General features: G+C 61.9%; 19 protein-coding genes. 3 read left to right on the top strand and 16 right to left on the bottom strand.

The features are described 5' to 3' along the window. Positions 1 to 16: 16 nt before the first annotated feature. From prmA to cpaB, 13 genes are all read right to left on the bottom strand, one after another. A complete protein-coding gene (gene prmA, locus BUB69_RS14270; protein ID WP_073167850.1) occupies positions 17 to 895 on the bottom strand; it encodes a 50S ribosomal protein L11 methyltransferase in 879 nt (292 codons plus the stop codon). 125 nt (positions 896 to 1,020) lie between these two features. Next, complete coding sequence (accC, locus tag BUB69_RS14265) at positions 1,021 to 2,364, bottom strand: acetyl-CoA carboxylase biotin carboxylase subunit (RefSeq protein ID WP_073167848.1); 1,344 nt, start codon at positions 2,362 to 2,364, stop codon at positions 1,021 to 1,023. 17 nt (positions 2,365 to 2,381) lie between these two features. Further along, positions 2,382 to 2,837, bottom strand: coding sequence for an acetyl-CoA carboxylase biotin carboxyl carrier protein (accB, locus tag BUB69_RS14260; RefSeq protein WP_024685407.1), 456 nt, complete (start codon positions 2,835 to 2,837; stop codon positions 2,382 to 2,384). Positions 2,838 to 2,916: 79 nt separating this feature from the next. Continuing rightward, entirely contained in the window at positions 2,917 to 3,369 is a 453-nt protein-coding gene (gene aroQ / locus BUB69_RS14255) for a type II 3-dehydroquinate dehydratase (RefSeq protein ID WP_024685406.1), read from the bottom strand. A gap of 128 nt (positions 3,370 to 3,497) precedes the next feature. Beyond that, positions 3,498 to 5,282, bottom strand: a complete 1,785-nt coding sequence (locus tag BUB69_RS14250) for a protein-disulfide reductase DsbD (RefSeq protein ID WP_073167846.1) — start codon at positions 5,280 to 5,282, stop codon at positions 3,498 to 3,500. 113 nt (positions 5,283 to 5,395) lie between these two features. After that, positions 5,396 to 5,668 carry a DUF3613 domain-containing protein gene (locus BUB69_RS14245; RefSeq protein WP_073167844.1) on the bottom strand — a complete coding sequence of 91 codons (273 nt, stop codon included), beginning with the start codon at positions 5,666 to 5,668 and terminating at the stop codon, positions 5,396 to 5,398. Further along, positions 5,665 to 6,402, bottom strand: coding sequence for a tetratricopeptide repeat protein (locus tag BUB69_RS14240; protein WP_073167842.1), 738 nt, complete (start codon positions 6,400 to 6,402; stop codon positions 5,665 to 5,667). The genes BUB69_RS14245 and BUB69_RS14240 overlap by 4 nt, the downstream gene beginning before the upstream one ends. A 28-nt stretch (positions 6,403 to 6,430) precedes the next feature. After that, positions 6,431 to 7,315: a type II secretion system F family protein gene (locus tag BUB69_RS14235; RefSeq protein WP_073167840.1), complete on the bottom strand. Its 885-nt coding sequence runs from the start codon at positions 7,313 to 7,315 to the stop codon at positions 6,431 to 6,433. 1 nt (position 7,316) lies between these two features. Further along, positions 7,317 to 8,201, bottom strand: coding sequence for a type II secretion system F family protein (locus BUB69_RS14230; protein WP_073167839.1), 885 nt, complete (start codon positions 8,199 to 8,201; stop codon positions 7,317 to 7,319). A 12-nt stretch (positions 8,202 to 8,213) separates the two neighbouring features. Then, the gene (locus BUB69_RS14225; RefSeq protein WP_073167837.1) at positions 8,214 to 9,470 is read right to left on the bottom strand and encodes a TadA family conjugal transfer-associated ATPase; all 1,257 of its coding nucleotides are present in this window, start codon (positions 9,468 to 9,470) and stop codon (positions 8,214 to 8,216) included. After that, positions 9,470 to 10,660 carry a CpaE/TadZ family protein gene (locus tag BUB69_RS14220; protein WP_073167835.1) on the bottom strand — a complete coding sequence of 397 codons (1,191 nt, stop codon included), beginning with the start codon at positions 10,658 to 10,660 and terminating at the stop codon, positions 9,470 to 9,472. The genes BUB69_RS14225 and BUB69_RS14220 overlap by 1 nt, the downstream gene beginning before the upstream one ends. Continuing rightward, positions 10,657 to 11,913 (bottom strand): type II and III secretion system protein family protein, encoded by a 1,257-nt coding sequence (locus BUB69_RS14215; protein WP_073167832.1) that lies wholly within the window; start codon positions 11,911 to 11,913, stop codon positions 10,657 to 10,659. The genes BUB69_RS14220 and BUB69_RS14215 overlap by 4 nt, the downstream gene beginning before the upstream one ends. A 20-nt stretch (positions 11,914 to 11,933) precedes the next feature. After that, positions 11,934 to 12,905: a Flp pilus assembly protein CpaB gene (gene cpaB / locus BUB69_RS14210; protein ID WP_073167830.1), complete on the bottom strand. Its 972-nt coding sequence runs from the start codon at positions 12,903 to 12,905 to the stop codon at positions 11,934 to 11,936. 331 nt (positions 12,906 to 13,236) lie between these two features. On the opposite strand from cpaB, the gene BUB69_RS14205 reads away from it, so the two are divergent. Together BUB69_RS14205 and BUB69_RS14200 are read left to right on the top strand one after the other, a co-directional pair. Then, a complete protein-coding gene (locus BUB69_RS14205; protein ID WP_073167828.1) occupies positions 13,237 to 13,428 on the top strand; it encodes a Flp family type IVb pilin in 192 nt (63 codons plus the stop codon). Positions 13,429 to 13,512: 84 nt separating this feature from the next. Next, positions 13,513 to 13,920: a response regulator gene (locus tag BUB69_RS14200; RefSeq protein ID WP_024685404.1), complete on the top strand. Its 408-nt coding sequence runs from the start codon at positions 13,513 to 13,515 to the stop codon at positions 13,918 to 13,920. Positions 13,921 to 14,030: 110 nt separating this feature from the next. Here BUB69_RS14200 and pbpC read toward each other — a convergent pair whose 3' ends face one another. Continuing rightward, entirely contained in the window at positions 14,031 to 16,412 is a 2,382-nt protein-coding gene (gene pbpC, locus BUB69_RS14195) for a peptidoglycan glycosyltransferase PbpC (protein WP_281250917.1), read from the bottom strand. Positions 16,413 to 16,534: 122 nt separating this feature from the next. On the opposite strand from pbpC, the gene BUB69_RS14190 reads away from it, so the two are divergent. After that, positions 16,535 to 16,828: a hypothetical protein gene (locus BUB69_RS14190; protein ID WP_002555356.1), complete on the top strand. Its 294-nt coding sequence runs from the start codon at positions 16,535 to 16,537 to the stop codon at positions 16,826 to 16,828. A 57-nt stretch (positions 16,829 to 16,885) separates the two neighbouring features. On the opposite strand, the gene BUB69_RS14185 is transcribed toward BUB69_RS14190, so the two are convergent. Beyond that, positions 16,886 to 21,835 carry an alpha-2-macroglobulin family protein gene (locus BUB69_RS14185; RefSeq protein ID WP_073167827.1) on the bottom strand — a complete coding sequence of 1,650 codons (4,950 nt, stop codon included), beginning with the start codon at positions 21,833 to 21,835 and terminating at the stop codon, positions 16,886 to 16,888. Positions 21,836 to 21,908: 73 nt separating this feature from the next. Next, a partial coding sequence (locus tag BUB69_RS28555) for a hypothetical protein (RefSeq protein WP_217654464.1) occupies positions 21,909 to 22,281 on the bottom strand: 373 nt, incomplete at its 5' end.

Below are 22,281 nucleotides of genomic sequence, written 5' to 3'. Positions count from 1 at the left end.
CCGGTTCAGGCGGCGGTTAACGGCGACGGCCCGTGATGCGTACCCAGCCATCTCGGTTCGCAATCGGGTCCAGATCGAATGTAGCAGCATAAGCAGCGGCCACTTCCTCTCCCTGCTCGGCCAGAATGCCGGACAGTGCAAGACGCCCGCCAGGCTTGACCAGCTCTGCCAGCTGGGGTGCCAGCGAGACCAGCGGGCCGGCCAGAATATTGGCGACCAGCACATCGGCCGGTTTGCGAGGCAGGTCTTCGGGCAGGTACAGAGGGAAGCGTTCGGCCGCGATATTGTTGCGCCCGGCGTTGTCACGCGAGGCTTCAAGCGCCTGGACGTCAATGTCGGTGCCGACGGCCTGTTCTGCGCCCAGCAACAGTGCAGCAATGGCCAGAATGCCGGAGCCACAGCCGAAATCCAGTACGTTGCTGCCCTTGAGGTCCTGGCCGTCCAGCCATTCCAGGCACAGGGCGGTGGTCGGATGCGTGCCGGTGCCGAATGCCAGGCCCGGGTCGAGCAGCAGGTTTACGGCGTCTGGCTCGGGAGCGGCATGCCAGCTCGGCACGATCCACAAGCGCTGGCCGAAGCGCATCGGCTGGAAATTATCCATCCAGCTGCGTTCCCAGTCCTGGTCTTCAATGACTTCGGCGGTGTGTTCGGGCAATTCGGCGTCGGTCAGCAGGCGCAGGTGCGCAAGCACCAGATCGGCATCGGTGTCGGCTTCGAACAGCGCCAGCAGATGCGTGTGTGCCCACAGCGGCGTGGTGTTGAGTTCAGGTTCGAAAATCGGCTGGTCTTCAGCGTCCATGAAGGTCACGGACACGGCGCCGACTTCGAGAAGGGCGTCTTCGTAGGTTTCGGCTTGTTCTGGGCTGATGGCGAGACGGACTTGCAGCCAAGGCATGGCGGATTACCTTCGATTCAAAAATAAGTGCGGGCGTGGCCGCAGGAAGCGGGCAAGTTTACTTCCAAGCGGTGCAAACAACAAAGCCGCATCACTGCGGCTTCGTCGTTATGCAACACACGGGCTTATTGATTGGCCAGTTTGTGTTCCAGGTAGTGGATGTTGACGCCGCCTTCGCAGAAGCCTTCATCACGGGTCAGATCACGGTGCAGCGGGATGTTGGTCTTGATCCCGTCGACCACGATTTCGTCCAGGGCGTTGCGCATGCGTGCCATGGCTTCTTCGCGGGTCGCGCCCCAGGTGATCAGCTTGCCGATCAATGAGTCGTAGTTCGACGGCACTTTGTAACCACTGTACAGGTGCGAATCGACACGAATGCCGTTGCCGCCCGGCGCGTGGAAGTGCTTGACCAGGCCTGGGCTCGGGATGAAGGTTTTCGGGTCTTCAGCGTTGATCCGGCATTCCAGCGAATGACCCTTGATGACTACGTCATCCTGGGTGAACGACAGTTTGTTGCCGGCGGCGATGCTGAGCATCTCCTTGACGATGTCGATACCGGTGACCATCTCCGAAACCGGGTGCTCCACCTGAACACGGGTGTTCATTTCGATGAAGTAGAAACGGCCGTTCTCGTACAGGAACTCGAACGTGCCCGCGCCGCGGTAACCGATGTCGATGCACGCCTTGACGCAGGCTGCGAAGACATCCTTGCGTGCCTGCTCGTCGATGAAAGGAGCCGGTGCTTCTTCCAGCACCTTCTGGTGACGGCGTTGCAGCGAGCAGTCACGATCACCGAGGTGGATCGCCTGGCCCTGACCGTCGGAAATGACCTGGACTTCCACGTGACGCGGATTGGTCAGGTATTTTTCCAGATAGACCATCGGATTGCTGAACCAGGCAGCCGCTTCGGCGCGGGTCTGGGCAGCAGCTTCGATCAGGTCTTCTTCCTTGTGTACCACGCGCATGCCGCGACCGCCACCGCCACCAGCGGCCTTGATGATCACCGGATAGCCGACTTCACGGCCGATGCGCAACGCGGTGGCCTCGTCTTCCGGCAGCGGACCGTCGGAGCCCGGAACGGTAGGCACGTTGGCGCGCTTCATGGCGTCCTTGGCCGAGACCTTGTCGCCCATCAGGCGAATGGTGTCGGCTTTCGGGCCGATGAAGGCAAAGCCGGATTTCTCGACCTGTTCGGCGAAGTCGGCGTTTTCCGCGAGGAAGCCGTAGCCGGGGTGAATCGCGGTAGCGCCAGTCAGCTCGGCGGCCGAGATGATCGCCGGGATGTTCAGGTACGACAGGTTGGCAGGTGCCGGGCCGATGCAGACGGTTTCGTCGGCCAGGCCCAGGTGCATCAACTCGCGATCTGCCGTGGAGTGTACAGCGACGGTCTTGATGCCCAGTTCTTTACAGGCACGCAAGATGCGCAAGGCAATTTCGCCGCGGTTGGCGATCAGAACTTTTTCCAACATCGCAGGCTCTCCCCGGTTCAAACGATAGTGAACAGCGGCTGGTCAAACTCAACCGGCTGACCGTTTTCTACCAGGATGGATTCGATGACACCGCTGGCTTCGGCCTGGATGTGGTTCATCATTTTCATCGCTTCGACGATGCAGATGGTGTCGCCTTTCTTGACGGTCTGACCGACTTCGACGAATGCAGGCGAAGTCGGCGCAGGGGTGCGGTAGAACGTACCGACCATTGGCGACTTGACGACGTGGCCGTTCAGCTTGGGAGCCGATGGCGCTTCTGCAGCGACTGGCGCGGCGGCTGGTGCCGGTGCGGCGACTGGCGCGGCAACAGGTGCCGGAGCGTAGTACTGCTGCGCAGGGGTCTTGCTGTGACGGCTGATCCGTACGGACTCTTCGCCTTCACGAATTTCCAGTTCGTCGATGCCAGACTCTTCCAGCAATTCGATCAGTTTCTTGACTTTGCGAATATCCATCAATCATCAACTCCCAAGGGGTCTGTCAGTCAGTTCGGCAGCCGGTTCAAACCATGAGGTCAGCGTCGGGCTGCACCATTCATGGCCTGGAGCTAACGGCCAGTTGTTCCAGGGCGGCCTCCAGGGCCAGTCGGTAACCGCTGGCGCCAAGGCCGCAGATCACTCCTACAGCAACATCTGAAAAGTAGGAGTGATGGCGGAAAGGTTCGCGTTTGTGCACGTTCGACAAATGCACTTCGATGAATGGGATGCTCACTCCCATCAGCGCGTCACGTATTGCCACGCTTGTATGCGTAAAAGCGGCAGGATTGATCAAAATAAAGTCCACACCTTCATCGCGAGCAGCGTGAATGCGGTCGATCAATTCGTACTCGGCATTGCTTTGCAGGTACATCAGATGGTGGCCAGCATCGCGAGCGCGCTGTTCCAGGTCCTGATTGATCTGAGGCAGGGTGACGGTGCCGTAGACACCGGGTTCCCGAGTGCCGAGCAGGTTCAGGTTAGGTCCGTGAAGGACCAGAATGGTCGCCATTGTGTAGTCCTTTTATTGTCTGCGAGCGTTTACGCCCGGCGACTATGCCGGAAGGGCAATGGACTGTCCAGTTAACTACAGTAGCCAGCACGATGAGCGATATTCGCGCAAAGTTTGTGACTCGGGGGCTAGATTTGGTCATTTGCTCCATTCAGGCGTTCGATCAGCGCCGCAGCGTCGATTTCCCCGACAACCCGAACGTTTTGCAGTTCTTCGCCGCTTTTGCTGAAAAACAGCAGTGCAGGCGGACCGAACAGTTTGTAGCGATCCAGCAAGGCGCGCTGTTCTGCGTTGCTGTCGGTCATGTCGAACTTCACGAGGCTGTAGCCTGACAGACGCTGGACAACACCCGGATCAGGCAGTACTTCGTGTTCGATGACCTTGCAACTGATGCACCAGTCGGCGTACCAGTCGAGCATCAAGGGTTTGCCATTACGCTTTGCGTCGTCGAGTACGCGGTCCAGTTCTGCCGACGTGGTGATGGTTTGCCACGGGTTGGTCGCCAATGCTACCGCCCCGTTGCTGACCGTCGCTTGCGCGCGGCCCAACGGACGCGTGGGGTCGGTCTGGCCGGTCAGTGCGCCGTACCAGCATGCCAGAGCGTAGACCAATAGAAGCAGACCGATAAGCTGCGCAAGCTTTTGGCGAGACGTTTTGTCGGTCAGTTGCAGCGTGCCCATGAACAGCGCCACACCTGCGCTCAGCAGACCGACCAGCAGCAGGGTGATCTGGCCGGGCAGAACGCGACTCAGCAAGCCGATGGCCAGTGCGAGCAACAGCACGCCGATGGCGTTTTTCACGGTGACCAGCCATGGGCCGCTTTTCGGCAGCCAGGCCGCGCCGCCCGTGGCGACCAGCAGCAGCGGTGCGCCCATGCCCAGGCCCAGCGCGAAGAGTTTCAAGGCGCCCCCCAGTGCGTCGCCGCTGGCGCTGATGTACAGCAATGCGCCAGCCAGCGGTGCTGAAACACAGGGTGAAACCAGCAGGCTCGACACCACGCCCAGCACCGCAGCGCCCCACAGCGAGCCGCCTTCGGTCTTGCCTGCAATGCGATCAAGCCGGTTGCTCAAGCCTTGCGGCAGGCGCAGTTCGAAGAGGCCGAACATGGCGATGGCGAAGACCACGAAGAAGGCGGAGAACGGCACCAGCACCCAGGCCGATTGCAGGCGTGCCTGCAGATTGAGACCCGCACCGAACATGCCCATCAGTGCGCCGAGCAAGGCAAAACAGACGGCCATCGGCAGCACGTAGGCCAGCGACAGGCTCAAACCACGCAGGCCACCCACCTGACCGCGCAGCACGACGCCGGACAGGATCGGCAGCATTGGCAGTACGCACGGCGTAAAGGTCAGGCCCACGCCTGCGAGGAAGAACAGCGCCAGTTCCTTCCAGCTCCACGCCGCCTTCACGACGGGCGCAGAAGCCGAAGCGGCAGCGTTCGCGGCCACGTCACCGATGTCCAGTCGCTCGGTTTCGGGGGGATAGCACAGGCCCTTGTCGGCGCAGCCCTGATAGGTCACGGCAAGGGTAAAAGGTCGTTCTTCGCCGGGCTTGCGGGGCAGGTCGATGTCCAGAATGCCGTGATAGACCTCGACGTCGCCAAAGTACTCGTCATGTTTCTGCTCGCCTTTGGGCAGTTGCGCGTCGCCCAGGCCGATGTCGGCAGGCTCGGTGCGGAACTGGAAGCGATGGCGATACAGGTAATAGCCTTCAGTGGCGACAAAGCGCAGCTTGATGGATTGCGGCGTGGTTTCGATCAGACTCAGCTGGAAGGCCTGACGAACGGGCAGAAATTCCTTGCTGTTATCAAGGGTTGCGCCGCCCAGGGTCGGGGCCGGGCGACTCTCCAGCAGACTTGCGCCGAAGGCGGGCAAGGTCAGGATCAACAGCATCAGGCATAGCAAGCGGCGCATGGCAGTCCAGAATCTCGGAGCTCGAAAGTTTGCGCATGATAACGGAGTGCTTCGCTGCGTGCTGTGATCGCGTTTGTAAGGACCGATTTCAAGAGTCTCCTGTAGGGCCGGTCCTACTGCTGCGACGCAAAGCTACCGCCGGTCTCCTGATCAAAGAACTCGGGGATCTTGTACTTATAGCTTTCAAGCCAGCGCTGCAGGCTCAGGTCGCGTTCGGCGGGCGTACTGGTTTGCGGGGTGGGAGAGGATGCGGTGCCTGTGGCCTGCAGTTTCAGCCAGGTTTCGGTCTGGGTCTGGGTCTGGGTGGTCGTTGAGGATGAATCGCTGGCCAGCGTGTCCGTTGAACAGGCCAGCAGCACGACGCCGCAGAGGAGAATGCGTTTCATGGTTGTACTCCGCTGAGTGAAGGGGCTGGCCGATCCAGCATTGCCGCGACCCGGGCTTTGGCCGGCGCGGGCGTGTCGACCGGGGCTTTGAGCGCGTCCGCCCGCGCCTTGGCGTAGGTGATCTGTTCGGGCGACAGGCCTGCCTGGGAGGCCAGAGCAGCGGCCTGTGTCCAGTTGTCCTGATAAATCAGCAGCGTTACCAGATTCAGTGCTGCCAACGGATCGGACTGTTTGAGCTCCATGGCGGTCAGAAACTGAAAGCGCGCCTGCTCGATTTTTCGTTGATTGAGATAGACCACGCCCAGGTCGTTGCGGATTTTCTCGTCGGTGGGCTCAAGCTTGCTGGCCCGGAGCAAGTGTTGCTGAGCCTGCGCGTTATCGCCGCGTGCCGCTGCAAGCTGTCCGAGACCATGCTCGCCTTGAGCGGCGCGACAGGTGCCGAGCAGGCTGCGGTACAGCGGCTCTGCTTCGTCACTGCCCAGCAGCCGTAACACGCGGGCCTTGCGCAGACGTACTTCGTCCAGGTTGTCCGGCAGGCTTTCCAGGTTGGCGAGACTGGCGTGCAGCCGGCCCTCATCGGCCATGCTTTGGGCCAGATTCAGCGCAAACTCCTGATCCGAAGTCGGTTTGGGGCAATGGCCTGTCTGGTTCAGGGTGTTGGCCCACAGGGTGCTGCCATCACGGGCGCATCCACCCAGCATTAACAGGCTGATCAGTACCATGACTGTCTTCATTGAATGTCTTCCTTGAGTAACGTGGGCCTTAGCCACCCAGTGCACGGCTTAAGGCGACAAAACTGGGACCTGCCAGCACGATCAACAGCGCTGGAAACAGAAAAACCATCATGACAACCGACATTTTCGCCGACAGCTTGGAGATGTATTCCTGCAGACGGGTCATGCGGCGGTCATCGATCAGTTGCTTGAGCGTCAGCAGGGATTTCAGCGCTCCGCCGCCCTGATGGACCAGTTGGTTGAGGATCACGCAGGTGTCGCTGAACTCGTCCACTGCCAGCAGGGCTGCGCTTTTACGTAACTCTTCACCCAGCTCCAGGCCTGAATCGACCCGCGTCAAGATGACCCGGATTTCCTCGGACAGCACCGGCAGCAGGTCCTTGCCTTCATTGCTGAGCACCCGCAAGGCCTGCTCCACCGCCATGCCGGATTCGAACAGGATGCGCAGCAGAGGAATAAAGGTGGAGATCTCCACGACCACTTGTTTCTGGCGGGACCGGGCGTACGCGGCCAGCACTCTCTTGGGCAGGATGTATCCGATGCCCAGAGCAAACATGGGTGCCACCAGAGGCTGCGACACCTCCTTGAGCAACAGCATCTGCGCCAGCACGACCAGGGTCACCAGCCCGAACGGCACGCCGATCTGGCAGGCCGCGTACAGCGATCGTTTGCTGGCGCGGCGCCAGCCGATCCGGTTAAGCAGCAGTTGCGTTTCGCTGTCCAGACTGACGCTGCGCTGGCCCAGGCGTGTGTCGCCCAGCAGGCGCAGCCAACTGCCGATGCGGCTCTCCCGCACGGTCTGCCCCTTCAGTCGTTGGGCAACCAGACGCTCGCTGCGCCGCTGGCGGGCAATACTGGACAGCACCAGAAAGGCCGCCGCCACTAACATCATTGCGCAGAGTGCGATGGCCATTTCAGATACTCCGCAGCATGCGCCACAGCGCCAGACAGCCCAGCGCTTGCAGGATGAACGCGGCCATCAGCATGATTCGGCCGCCGCCGTCGTTCCACATGTGGATCAGATAGGTCGGGTTGACCGCCATGAAGTAACCGGCCATACCTACTGGCAGCAGCGCCAGCACCACGGAGGTCATGCGCGTTTCGCCAGTCATGGCGCGCAACTGGCGGCTGGCCTGTTCCCGCTCGCGAATCAGTCTGATCAGGTTTTCCATCAGCTCGCTGGCGTTGCCGCCATAGCGGTGGTTGACGCGCAGACCCAGCGCGAACAGGTGAAACTCGTCACGTTCGTACAGTTCGGCGAAGTCCCGCGCCGCGTCCGGCAGACCGACGCCCAGTTGCACGTTGCGCTCGATACGGCTCATGCCGTCCTTGAGCGGCTGGTCGGCGGCTTCGATACCCTGCAGCACGGCATCGGCCAGGGTTCTGCCGGATTTGAGACTGCGAACCGTATGGTCGAGCAGTTGCGGCAACTGCTCGACCATACGCCGCACGCGTTTCTGGTAGCGCCACGAAACGAACAGGCGCAGCGTCAAAGGCACTCCGACCAGTGCGGCCGCAGCGCCAAACCAGTCAAACAGGGCGTAGCCGACCACGATCATCGCCACCCATGTCATCAACAGCAGGCCGACACGCTCGGTCGGCTGGCCAAGGCCTGCGCGCAGAAAAGCCCGGTCCAGATAAACCCAGCCGGGTTTCTCGACGATTGGCTGCACCTGGCCTGCAATCAGGCGCTCCATGACCCGCTCGCTGTCGCCCCGGCTCAACGCCAGAAGGAACAACCAGGCCGAGGCGCACAGCATCAGCACAGCAATGAACGCCAGCCACAACGACGCGCTCATGTCTCGAACTCCTCAGTAACCGGGTCGCAGCTTGTCGCCCGCGGCATGGATCGCTTCACGCTGAAACCCGATCCCCGTACGACGATCCAGGCGGAACAGCGTGTTGGTGACGTAAACGTCATCGCGGATGCCCACCACTTCCACCACTTCGCTGACCGCACGGCGGCCATCCGGGAGACGCGTCAACTGGATGATCACGTCCAGTGCCGCGCAGATCATTTGCCTCAGGGTCTTTTCCGGGATCTGCCGTCCGGTGAGGCCCACCAGTGTTTCCAGGCGCAGCAGCGCGTCCTGAGCGTTGTTGGCGTGTACGGTGCTCATCGAGCCGTCGTGGCCGGTGTTCATGGCGGTCAGCACGTCCAGCACCTCGACGCCGCGGATCTCGCCAAGAATGATGCGGTCCGGGCGCATCCGCAGCGAGTTGCGGATCAGGTCGCTGGCGCGAACTTCGCCATGACCCTCGGCGTTGGGTGGGCGGGTTTCCAGGCGCACCACGTGAGGGTGATTAAGCTGCAATTCGGCCACGTCTTCGATGGTGACCAATCGTTGCTGGGTATCGATCAACTGGCTGAGCACGTTGAGCAGGGTGGTTTTGCCGGTGCCCGTGCCGCCGCTGACCAGCACGTTGCAGCGCTTGCCCACGGCCTCGGCAAAGAAATCGAAGATCGGCTGGTCGATGGTCTGCATCGCCACCAGATCGGCGCTCTTGAACATCTCGCGGCGAAATTTGCGGATCGACAGGCACGGGCCATCCAGCGCAATGGGTGGAATGATCGCGTTCACCCGGCTGCCATCGGGCAGGCGCGCATCGACCATGGGCGAAGATTCGTCGAGCCTGCGCCCGAGCGGGGCAAGAATGCGCTGCATGACGCGTTCGACGTGATGTGAATCGATGAAGCGCAGGTCGGTGTGATGCAGCACACCGTCGCGTTCGACAAAGACCTTGCCGGGCCCGTTGACCAGAATTTCCGTCACCGAGTCGTCACGCAGCAGGACTTCCAGCGGGCCATAGCCGGTCAGTTCGTCAACCAGCTCCTCAGCCAGACGCTCCATCTCGTAGCGCGAAATCGCCAGCCGCAGCCGGGAAACATACTCGGCCACCTTGTCGATGACGAATTGCGCCAGCACCGGCCGCGAGCCCTCGAGCAGGTTTTTGCCGCTTTCTTCGATGCCATCGATGATGTAGCGGTGCAGCACCAGTTTGAGGCCCTGACCTTCATCGGCATGGGCTTGTGCGCGCGAAGACACGCCAAATAGTTTTTCCGGCATTACCTGTTCTCCCAGAGTCGGGTCAGCCAGCCTTGATCGGCTTTTTCATGAGCGTGGGAGTTGTCGGCCAGGTGCTCGCCCAGACGACGCAAACCCGCGCACAGTGAGTCTCGTGAAGCCAGTTCGAAGAGCGGCACGCCTTGATTCTTGGCATTGAGGCGCAACTCCGGCGCGTAGGGCAGCACGGCACGCACGGGCAGGCCGAAGGTTTTGCCCAGGGTCTCCGAATTGGGGGCGACGGCGCGCAGGTAACGATCGACCAGCAAGCCTGCATGCTGCAGCCGCATGCCTTTTTCGCGCCACAGGTTGAGCACTTTGAGGTTGCGACGACAGCCCAGTACGCTCTGGTCCGCGTACCACAGCAACTGGTCGCAATGACTGACCAGCGTGCGCAACGCCTCGCTGTCCGGCTGGCCGACGAGGTTCACGACCACGTGCTCGAAGTACTGCCGCAGCGCGCTGAGCAGCATGTACAGCTCGGCAGCGCTGGACTGTTCCAGGTGATCGTCAGCCTCGGTATAAGCCAGGATCCGCAGGCCGTTTTCAGTGGTGGTAAAGGCGCTGTCGATCAGCGTGGCGTCAAGCCTGCGCAAGTGGCGCAGGGCATCGCCGAAACTGAACGACGACTCCAGACCCAGCATCGCCAGGCTGTCGCCACGAGGCAGGCCCAGATCCAGCAGCAACGTGCGCTGGCCTTTCTTGTGCACCACCATCGCCAGGTGTGTGGCAATCAATGCGCCGTCGCCATCGCTTTGCGCGCCATACAGCACGGACAGGCCGCTCATGTCGGGGTTGGGGGCGACGGCGGGCAGGCGCTTGCTCAGGCGCCGGACCAGCCCGGCCACTTCGCTGGAACGTGAGCCGTAGGCGACGAAGTCCCGTGCCCCGGCACGCATGGCGTTGAGCACCAACTGGTTATCCATGCCATCGCCCAGCGCAACGATCGCCAGCATGGGTTTGGCTTCGAGCGCACCTTCGATCAGTGCGCTCTGGTTCATCAGGTGTTCCCGGTCCAGGCCTACGAACACCACGCTGGCGAAGGTGACGTCCACCAGTGCCAGCAGATCGTCCAGGCTGCCGGTGCCCGCGCTGACCACCTGGCCCAGCGAACCGAGTGCACCCTGAAGCCATTCCAGGTCAGTGGTGTTGCGCGTGATTGCCAGAAACGTCTGGCTCAGGCTCTGGCTCATTGAGACAACCCGCTGCGGCGGTCGAAATCGCCGTTTTCCAGGAAATACAGTTTCAAAAAGCTCGGGTCATAGTGACGCAAGCCTTCGCCAGGCAGTGCGGGCAGTTGGGCGTTGGCGGCCAGGGGCTGGACCAGATGCGGGGTGACGATCATCAGCAGTTCGCGCTCATCGCGCTGGATTTGCGAGTTGCGAAAGAACGCACCCAGAATCGGGATGTCGCCAAGGCCGGGAAACTTGTCCACGGACGAGACATTGCTGGAGCTGATCAACCCGCTGACCACGAAGCTTTCGCCGTCGGCCAGCGAGACACTCGTGTCCGTGCGGCGAATGTTGAGAGCGGGCACGGCGGTGCCCGCGATGGTGATTCCGGCAGTGAAATCCAGCTCACTGACTTCCGGGGCAACCTTGAGCAGTATCCGGTCGCGGCCGACCACGGTGGGTGTCAGTGTCAGGCGTACACCAAACTCCTTGTACTCGATGGAGATCCCGTTGCCTTCGCCGTTGGGCACCGGCACCGGAAACTGACCGCCGGCCAGGAAGCTTGCGCTTTGCCCATTCAAGGCAACCAGGCTGGGGCGTGCCAGGGTGTACGCAAAACCGCTGTTTTCCAGCGCGTTGATCATCCCCAACACCTTGCTGCTGCCACCACCCCAGACGATGTTGAAGGTGTTGTCATTCAGCGGGATGCTCGGTCTCGTGGCGCTTACGGTTCCTGGCGTGACGTTCACGCCGGGCACCGTGCCAGGCGCCCCGAACAGGAAATTGCTCGAACTCTTGCCGAAGATCGAGGTGCTGGCCTCTTTGAGCTTGCTGCGCCGGACTTCGACGAAGCGAATATCAGTCTGGACCTGGCTGGGCACCTGCGACTCCTCAGAGGGCAGGGGTTGTGCGTCAACCATCGATGCCGTCGCCCGGCCACGCACGAACACCATGCTCTGGCGAGGTGCCTTGGAGCAGGCCGTCCACACCATCAGGCTGGTCGCGCCTGGCGCGACGCCTGTCAGTAAAAAGCCTTCGGTATCGCTGTCACTGACATGAACATCGGCGATTTTCGGGTCGCCCACCGCAATTCGGGTAATGGCCACCGGCGACTGGACGTTCTGTTGAACCCCCTGGTTTATTTCGATGGCGGCAGGCAGCTTGTCCAGGGCGCTACAGCTTCCGGGCGCGGCCCAGGCCGAGTGCACGGACAGGGCGCTGATTAGCAGCACTACCAGCCTGAAGGATGTAACGGGCACGGAACAACAGCTCATCAAATGCAATCCTTGCTCAATCAGGGAGTTTGTTGCGTGATCGTGTTACCGCGTATCACCTCGACCGGACGGGGCCCGCGAGGAGCACCAGCCTGCGTGGGTGTCACGGCAGGGCTCAGGCTCAACTGGCCGAAGCTGACTTTCTGGCGACTGGCGGAATCCAGCCGCTCGGCAACCTCGAGACTGGCGCTTTCATTGGCCCAGTAATCCTGCAGATTGCCCTCGCGTGCACTGCGCACGGCCAGGCGCAAGGTGCCGGTTTGCGACGCCAGCATCAGGCGACCGAGCAAGGCCTGAGGTACGGCGACGACGACGGTGCGAGCAGTGGCACGGCGCTCCTCCTGCTTGATGCGGTCGCTGGCGCTGATGGCGTTGACCGGCTTGCCGTCAAGGTCAGGCCCCAGCAACTCACCCACGCTCAACACCCGCAGAGCGGGCACGGCTACCTGACTGGAGCGATGAAGGTTGTCGGCGTCGCTGGGCAGATACAACAGCACATCGACGTAGTCGCCCGGACTCAATTGCCCGGCCGCACCAGTGACTTCGTCCACCAGCAATGCCAGCGCGCGCTCCTGCGGACGGATCATGCGCGCCAGTGCACCGCCGACTTCGAAGCTGGCTTCGTCCAGCCAGGTTCCGGCGTTCAGCGTACGCCAGCTCATGCGCCCCACGACAGAATCGATGGCCTCGAAGCTGCCTGCCGGCGCGATCCTGAGCCGCTCGACGACAAGGTCATCTGCCGTGATAGGGGCGTACGCTGGAACGTCACGCGCCAGCACGACGACGTTATGACGCATAACGTCTTCCACGGGCGCGGGGGCGGGCCCTGGAACAGGCGCTTGCGGTGTTTCGACGGTTTCTGCGGCCGCCAGCGCAGCCGGTACGGGCGCCGGTGCTTCGGGCTGTCTGCTGACGATGATCCCCAGATACCCGGCGATGATCGCTCCGAGCAGAAACAGCACAGCGAGCACTGTGGTGAAGCGACTGCTCATGACAACGTTCCCTTTTTCATCGCATGACAACCTTGAACCGATGCGTGAACGGCGTGTAAAGGGCCAGGATGACTCGTATCCATTTGGTTCTATGAAGGTAGTTCATACCCTTCAAAACGCCATTAAACCTTCCACACAGACGTTCGTGCGCAGGGTGTACGGCGTTGATGTCACAGGTTTATCCGCAGCGCTGACCGGAGGGAACTATCACTTTGCGACTAATGCTTTATTACGATTGTGGGTTTGGAAGTTGGCGACAATGCTGTAGGGGCAGACGGTTTCACATGTGTTGCGCATGTCGCGCCTTTTCCGTGGCGCAAGGAGAAATGAGATGTCCCTTACAGCGCTTTATGTTCAGTGTTACAGCCGGGTAAGTTCGTTTATCAAGGACAGGGAGGCCGCTTCAGGTATCGAGTACGCACTGGTGGCGGCGATGGTTGCGGTGGCGCTTGTTGCGTTTGTACCTGGAATAAGCACCCGGATCACGGCGATTTTTAACCAGATCCAGACCGCATTGACTTAAACGACTATTGTCCGTGAGGCTCTTTTTTGCACCGGGAAATCTGGATATCCTGCTTGAAATGACCCACGTTTGAAGGTGTTCACGATGGCCCTCCAGCCGACCCGCCAACAACTGCTACTGGTCGATGACGAAGAGGACGCCAATGAAGAGTTGGCAGAGCTGCTCGAAGGCGAGGGGTTCTGCTGCTTCACGGCGTCCTCGGTCAAGATGGCCTTGCAGCAACTGACCCTTCACCCGGACATCGCGTTGGTCATCACTGACCTGCGCATGCCGGAAGAAAGCGGCATCCAGTTGATTCGTCATTTGAGGGACCACACGGCGCGCCAACACCTGCCCGTGATTGTCACCTCAGGCCATGCCGATATGGACGATGTCAGCGACATGCTGCGCCTGCAGGTGCTGGACCTGTTTCGCAAGCCGATCTACCACGTCCGCTTGCTGGAAACCCTCAACAACCTGTTTCCAGAGCCGAAGATCTTCCAGGTTCAGTGAACCAGTGCCCGACCTCACTATCATGCTCAAAGCGCTCTGAGCAGTGTTCCCCGCTCTAACCAGGCCTCACTGGATAACGGCCTCCTACGGGATTTGTCGTAGGTGTAGCCTCAATCCACCACGCTGAATTCCACCCGCGCCGTCTGGCCGCTTTCATCCAGTACGCTCAGTTGATAGCGCCCCAGCTTGTTCAGCGTTGGCGTGAAGTCCTGCTGGTTATCGGTATCTGCGACCTGCGCGCCATCAATGAACCACCAGCGTCGGCCGCTGCCGCCCAATGCCGATAGTTTGAGGCGCAAGGCCTGACGGCTGGCAGCGGGCAGGCGCAGGTTGTCGCCTTCGCGCACGCCGACGATGCTCAGTGGCGGGGCCAGGTTGAGGTTTTGCGGCGGGCATTCGGGGTCGGCCGCAGGCAGACGCGCTTCGCGGCGTTCGGCGCGTGGCAGCCAGGGCTCCAGCGGGGCGGGCCACAGGGCGATGTCCTGCGGCTGCGCGTCCGGGCAACTGGCGGCGACGCGCAATCCCTTGGCGTTGGTCCAGATTCTTTCCTGCAACCCCAGCCCCAATGGCTGGTCGGCCGCTTGCAGGGTGGGCGGCGTGGTGCCGTCCAGGGTCCAGGCAAAGCGCTGGCGGCGACAATTCGGATCGTTCTTGCTCATCGGCTGACCCAGCGGCCAGCAGATCGCGGCCACGCCGACGTTCATCGGCACCGGCTGCACCGGCGCGACGATGCCGCGCTGGCTGTCGCGATTCACCAGCACGTCGTGAACCTGCAGCATCAACGGCGCAGCCGACGCCAGCCCGAACTGCCCCGGCACCGGCGTGCCGTCGGGCCTGCCGATCCATACACCCACCAGAAAGCGCGGCCCGACGCCAATCGCCCAGGCATCGCGGAAGCCGTAGCTGGTGCCGGTTTTCCAGGCCAGTTGCGGACGCTGCACCAGCTCGGCGCGCGGGTCGATGTCCGGGCGCGATTGGCCACTGAGAATCCGCCGAATGATCCATGCGGCGCCCGGCGACATCATCCGCCGCTCGCGCAAGCGATCCTGCGGCTGCAAGCGCACGTCTGCACTGCGTCCGCCGCGAGCGAAGGCGCTGTAACCGGTCACCAGATCTTCCAGTCGACTGCCCGCGCCACCCAGAATCAGCGCAAGATTCGGCTCAGCCAGCGGCGGCAGGGTCAGCGGCACTCCGCCGTTGCGCAGTTCGGCGGCAAAGCGTTTCGGTCCATAGACTTCCAGTAACTGCACCGCAGGCAGATTGAGCGACATCGATAACGCAGAACTGGCTGCCACCGGGCCGCCGAAACCAGTCGAAAAATTGCCCGGCCGGTAATCGCCATACCGGCGCGGCACGTCCTGCATCAGCGATTCGGAGTGGATCAGCCCGGCGTCCATCGCCATGCCATACAGGAACGGCTTGAGCGTCGAGCCCGGCGAGCGCAGCGCAGTGACCATGTCCACATGGCCGAAACGCTTGGCGTCGTTGATGTCCACCGAGCCGACGTAGGCGCGCACCGCCATGGTCTCGGCCTCGACCACCAGAATGGCCGCCGAGGTGCGTTCCGGCAGGCGCGCACGCCAGCCCAGCAACAGGTCTTCCATGCGCCGTTGCAGGCTGGCATCCAGTGTGGTGCGAATCAGCGGCGGGCTGTTGGCGCGGTTCAGGCGGCGGGCCAGCAGCGGGGCGAGGCTCGGCTCCTGACGCGGCGCCAGCCAGAGCGGTTCCTCCAGAGCTTCATTCACGCTGCCTTGCGGCCACACCTGGAATTCGGCCAGACGCCTGAGCACTTTGTCCCGCGCCACCTGCGCCCGCTGCGGATGACGATCCGGACGCAGGCGGCTCGGCGCCTGCGGCAACACGGCCAGCAGCGCCGCTTCAGCGCGGGTCAGGTTGTGCGGGGATTTGCCCAGATACGCCCAACTGGCAGCGGCCACACCTTGCAACGTGCCACCGAACGGGGCGCGGTTGAGGTAAATGCCGAGGATCTGCTCCTTGGACAGGTGCCATTCCAGCTGCGCGGTGCGCCACAGCTGCCGCAACTTGCCGAACAGCGTGCGCGAGTGCGGATCGAGCAGGCGAGCGACCTGCATCGACAACGTGCTGCCGCCCGACACCACCCGCGCGCCGCTGACGTTCTGCCAGGTGGCGCGTACCAGCGCCAGCGGGTTCACGCCGGGATGGCTGTAGAACCAGCGATCTTCATAGGTCAGCAGGGCTTCAAGGTAATACGGCGACACCTGATCGTTGCTGACCGGATAGCGCCACACACCGTTGGCGTCGGCAAAGCGCCACAACGGCGTGCCGTCCTCGGCCAGCACCACGCGGGCCAGATCGTCCCTGGGCAGCGGCAGGGGCCAGATGCGATCGGCCAGCCAGATCAGGGCAACCAGCAACAACAGCGTGCACAGGGTCCAGCGCACGGCTTTATGGAGGCGCGAACGACGTCGCGAGCCCGGTACGGGTGTGCTGCTCGTGGGCCGCTTCTGCATGAGGCGTGCAAGAAATTCAGGTTTCAACGCAAAGAGCCTTTATGATCCACGGAACCTGACACGCCTGGCGACAGCCAAAGTGCACAGATCAATTTATTCATGGCCCCAATCAGGATGGACATATGCAGGTAGAAGGCTTTTTTGAATGGCTCGGGCAGGCAATCGGCGCGGTCATCCGCTTTTTTGTCGACGGTCTGGCATGGTTGTTCAACGGGTTCACCCACGCGGGCGGCAACTTTGTCGACGGGCTGTCCCGTACGTTGGGCATGGACACCTCGCTGATCAGCATCGTGGCGCTGATCATCGGGCTGATGCTGCTGTACTCCGCCGTCCGGGCTTTCATGCGTGCGTCGATTATCCTGGGGATCATCTGGCTGGCGCTGGGCCTGTGGCTGTTGAGCTGGATCATTCACTGATTCAACCCACCTTCCACCGGCTGACGTGCCCCTGAGCAAGCGGGCACGTACTGCGGATCACTTGCCCTTCACGACCATCTGCGCAGGCGCATCACCCAGAGCCTGCCAGTTCGGACGATACATCGACTCCACCTGCGGCGGCGGAACACGATACGTGCCAGGCGTCACAGCGCGCGCCAGATACAGCAAGTGCACGCTGGTGCCCGTATTGATATCCAGCGCCGCGACGTAACGATCACCACGGTATTCCTGGTGCTTGATGCCTGCGTTTTCCATCGACTCGCGAATGGTTTTAACCTCTTCGCTGGCGTCAGCCAGGCTGGCCGAGCTTTGCGCCAGGTTCTGGTTTTCCAGCTCAAGACCGGCAGGCAGCAAGTCCACGACCAGTGCGTCCGGGACTCGCTGACGGGCGCTGACTTCCAGATGCACCAGAACCAGTTGCCCGGTTTTCAGTGCGCCGACATTCAGCGGCGCGCCGCTGAGGCTCAGGTACTCACGACGGATGCTGAGGTTCTCGCCACCGGCAACGGGTGCCTGCGTCGGGTAACCCGAAACAGTCAGTTGCTGATAGAGCGGGTCGCTGCTTTCGTTGTGGACTGACAGCGGCGACGCCAGCAGTGGGCCGTCGAGTTTCAGGGCTGGCTGTTTATTGCTCAGGTCACGTCCTTCAGTGCCGCTGGTGAGTTTCGCTGTCCAGTCCTTGTCCGGCTTGTTCAGCAGGTTGCGACCGGCGAGGAACAGCGAGTTGCTTTCCTGCGTCGACAGGTAGCGGTTGGCGGCGACTTCATCGGCCAGCGTAAAGAGGCGTTCATCGCGCTTGTCTTTGGCCATGTCGTTCTCTTCCAGCAGTGCCAGAATCAGCGCCTGATCACGCAGCGAACTGCCGTAGTCGGCCAGCCATTCGTTCTTGCGACTGACAGCCAGACCCGCCGTCAGCGCCAGATCGGCACGCGGCTTGTCGCCCATCTTCTCGAGCGCGACGGCCAGTTGCACCAGCGGCAGGCCGGAACGGGAATCGCTGCGGCGGTCGAACAGACTGCGCAGGGCGGCCAGTGGCGCCTGCTGACTGCGCGACAGTACCAGACCGGCATAGGCCTGAACCGCAAAGCGGGTGTGCTCGGCGTTCTGGCTGTAGTTGACCTGAATCTGGCCGGCGTCCTGCAAGTAGCGCAGCAGGCGTTCGTTGGCTTTCTTCAGCGAGTCCGGCGGTACGGCAAAGCCCTGATCACGCGCACGCAACAGGAAATCGGTGACATAGGCGGTCAGCCAGTATTCCTCTTCGCTGTCCGAGCCCCACAGACCGAAACTGCCGTTGTAACGCTGCATGCCCAGCAGGCGTTCGATACCGATCTCGACCTTGCGCTTGCGTTCGGCATCCGGCTCGCCCTTCAGGCCCAGACGCTTGAGCGTTGCAGCATCGGCGTACAACGATGGGTACAGGCCGCTCGCGGTCTGCTCCAGGCAGCCGTAGGGATAGGCTTTGAGCGCACGAATCTGTTCGCCCAGGTTCAGCGGCGGACGGCTCGACAGCGACAGCATGGCTTCGCGGCCCGCCGGTTCAAAGGCTTCCAGCGCGCCCTCCGGCAGGCTCCACGGCTGCTCGTTCAGGGTTGCCCGGTAATGCTTGAGCATCGCCGGGTAGGCAGGACGTACGCCGACGGTCCATTCACGGGAGAACGCAGGCAGGTTTTCGCCCGGCAGGTTCAGGCCTTCGACCTGCACGTTGATCTTGCCCTGACCCAGGCCGCCTTGCGCCAACACAGGTATTTTCAGGGTGACGCGCTGGCCTTGCTTGAGTTGCAGTGATTTGAGCTGATCACCGCCGGGAATGCTCAACTGGCCTTCGGCGCTGACCTTGACGTCGAGCTTCTGAGCCGTGCCCGACAGGTTGGAGACGTCCAGTGCCACTGTCGTCTGGTCGCCACCGGCCAGGAAGCGCGGCGTCGACAGCTCGGCAATGATCGGTGCCGCGACCACGGTTTTCGCTTCGGCCATGCCGTAGCGGTCCTCGGTCCAGGCCTGCGCCATGATGCGCAGTTCGCCGTTGAAGTCCGGAATGTCCACGCTGACTTCGCCTTCACCGGCGTCGTTCAGGGTCACCGGCGCACTTTGCAGGGCCACGATCGTGACGCTGGTGTCAGGACGTTTGCCGCCCTTGGCCAGGGCGTCACCACCAAAGGCGAGGCTGGCCACACGGCCCTGACCGGCTTCGATCAGCTGGCCGTAGATGTCCAGTTGGTCTGCGCCGTATTCCTTGCGGCCAAACAGGCTGGCGAACGGGTCCGGGGTCGCGTAACTCGTGATGTTGAGGATACCCACGTCCACGGCCGAGACCAGCACGTGCACCTGCTTGGGCACGCTGCCATCGGCATTTTTCGCGGCAACCTTGAGTTTCAGCGGTTGCTTGGGACGCATTTTCTCAGGGGCGGTGACGTGCAGCGCCAGCTTGCGTTGCGAGCGATCCAGCGGCAGGTGCAGAACGCCTACGGCGCGCTTGGGCGTGACATTGGCCTTGCGCTCGCCGGGACGTACCACCAGTGCCGTGACGTAGAGGTCGTGACGCGCCCATTGCTTGTCCAGCGGAATGTCGAACGATTTGCCTTCGACCGGCACGTCGATTTCCTTCCACCACAGCGGACCTTCACTGGATTCGACCAGCAGATAGCCTTTGCCTGCGGCAGGAGGCGTTACTGTGATTTTGGCGGTGTCGCCGTCGTTGTAAGCGGGCTTGTCCAGCGCGAGCTTGACCTGATCCGGCCTGACCGCGCCGCCGTCGGTGTTGTCCTGCCAGCGATAACCGGCCCAGAAACGCATGCTGCTGACCATGCCGGTGGACGGGTCTTCGACTTCGACGCGGTACGGGCCCCACTCGACCGGGAAACTGATCTTGGCTGTGGAGTCCTTTTTGAGGCTGACGGTTTCTTCGTTCAGGTTGAGGAATTTCTCGTTGAAGTGGTAGCTCCAGCCATCGTCGGCCGAGTAGTTCCAGTAGTAGTCGCGGCGTTCGCGAATCAGGCGCACCTTGACGTTGTCGGCCGCCAGCTTGTTGCCTGCGGCGTCTGCCATGACGATTTCGAACTCGGCCGGGCCGTCGCCGTCGGTCTGCGCTTCGCCTTTGCCGGCTTGCTCGTCGTATTCATCATCATCACCGCTGCTGCTGCCGAACAACGCACGTACGCCGGGCAACTGCTCGGCAGGCCAGATCGGCTGCACCAGACGGCGGGTGATCGGACGGCCGCCAGACTCTTGCAGGCTGGCTTGCAGAATCAGCTGCAACGGGGATTTGGCTTCAGCCCACTTGGTTTCAACCTCAAGCGTGGTCTGGCCATTGGGGTCGAGGGTGACAGGCTCCAGATCGACGTCGTGCTTGAGGTCTTCTTCGGTAATGGAGCCGAACTGGTAACCCGGCAGTTTAGGCACCGCTTCACGCAGGGGGCGCACGTACACCTGACCGGTCAGGGTGTTGCCCGACGCGGGGGCGCCATAGAGGTAGCGTCCGGTGATGTCGAACTGTGGATTATCGGCAGGCGCGACGGGCTCATCGCTGCCCTTGAGCTCCAGCGCCAGACGCTCCGGGAGGAAGTCCTCGACCTTGAACTCGTAGAGTTGCGGCTTGCCGTCACCCAGGTCGAACACCAACTGCCAGCGTCCGGTCGGGGCTTCGTCAGCGAGCTGCAGTTGATACTGGTAGAAACCGTCCTTGTCGGCTTCCCAGACGAACTTGCGGCTGACCTGATCGTCAGGGCGGCGCACTTCGACGGTGATCGGCTGCGGCTTGACGTTCTTGCCGTCGCTGTCGCGCAGCAGGCCGTTGAGCAATACGGTTTCGCCAGGGCGATAAAGGTCGCGCGGGCCGAAGATGAAGAATTGCAGCGGGTGAGCCTGCGGGCCGGAAATGTCGAACTCGGCCAGGTCCAGCGCCGAGCTGTTCAGGCGCAACATGCTGGTCTGCTCATCCTTGTGCGCCAGCACCACTGCGGCCTTGGCAGGCAACGGCAGTTGCAGGTGGCCGTCGCTCTCGGTCTTGCCTTGGGCCACGACCTTGCCGTTGTCATCGTAGACATCGACGTTCACGCCATCGATGGCCTTGCCGCCTTCCAGCGCCTGAGTGAACACGTCCAGACGATTGCTATAGCGATGCACCGACAGCCCGATGTCACTGAGCGTGAACAGGGTCGCGGGTTGTGAATAACTGTACGTGCCCGAGGCACGCATCACCGCCAGATAAACCCCTGGCTGTTGCAAAGCCTTGATTCCCGCAATCGGCAGCAGCAAGGTTTCGCGGGTATTGCGCGCGGGCTTGAGGTCGAAGCGCCCGCCATAGACCAGATCGGCCATGGGCAACAGCTCTTCGGAACCGTAGCTGGACAGGCTCGACGCGCCATCCCATTGGGCGAGGAAGCTGGGCATCGAGTCGGGTTTGACCCGGAAGAATTCGACATCGACCTTGTCGACGTTCAGCGCGATCACCGGCAGGCCTTCGGCCAGACGGGTCGGCAACAGGCTGCCACGGCTGGCAAAACCCACGGACGGCTGCAGGTCGCGGGTTTCCAGACGGCTGATGAACTCAGCCGCGAGCTTGGCCTTGTTAACGGCCAGCAAGCCGGCATCGACCGTCAGGACCAGTTTGCGTTGCGGTTCCAGATGGCGCAGACGCAGCTCCATCAGGTTGTCGGACAGCTCCCATGCGCCATCGACCTTGCCGTTCTTGCTGTCCACCAGGTGCAGCTTTTCGCCGAACTTCTGCTCCGGGTCCAGTGGCACGGAAAAGCTCACCGACAGGGTGCTGGCGCCATCGACCTGGATTTCAGAGACGTCGATGACCGTCAGCTCGCGGCCCGCATAGCGCTTGCTCAGCGCTGCGAGGTCGACTGCCGGCTTGGGCTTGGTCTCAGTCGCCGTCTGAGTGGTCGGTGCCGTTGCGGGCGCAGGCTTTTGCGAGGTGGAAGAATCACAGGCGCTCAGCAGCGCAAGCGCGCAAGCCAAAAACAGTCCTTTGTTGAACATTTGGGCACTCATCGACGGCAATGGAGAGGGGGCTTTAACGGAGCAGACTATATAGCAGTCAAGGTTACAATTATTACAAAGCGTGCGAATAGACCTTCGGATTGAGACTTTGTTCGCAACCGGGCGTGTGAAGGCTCATTGAGAAGATGATCGAGCCCATCGTTCTTCGTTGATGACTCGTGCGCAAGCCGGTTGAAGAAGCGCTATTTTTTGCGGGAGATACCGCCGCCTCATCGGGGCTGCGCTGTCTCGCGGCAAGCACGGGATTGTGGGAGGCGGTTTGCCGGCGATGACGTTCGCACGATTTATCAGAAAAATCGCCGTCATCATTCATCGCGGACCGGGCGGCGTTCCGGTTGTCCAGGAAGGGGGCGGTACATCCGATGAAGATGCAGTGCAAGAGCGACTGCATTCGCGGACAAGTCCGCTCCCACGATATCCCGATG

This window comes from Pseudomonas asturiensis, assembly GCF_900143095.1.
GTDB lineage: Bacteria > Pseudomonadota > Gammaproteobacteria > Pseudomonadales > Pseudomonadaceae > Aquipseudomonas > Aquipseudomonas asturiensis.
This window is presented reverse-complemented; position numbering and strand designations above follow the sequence as displayed.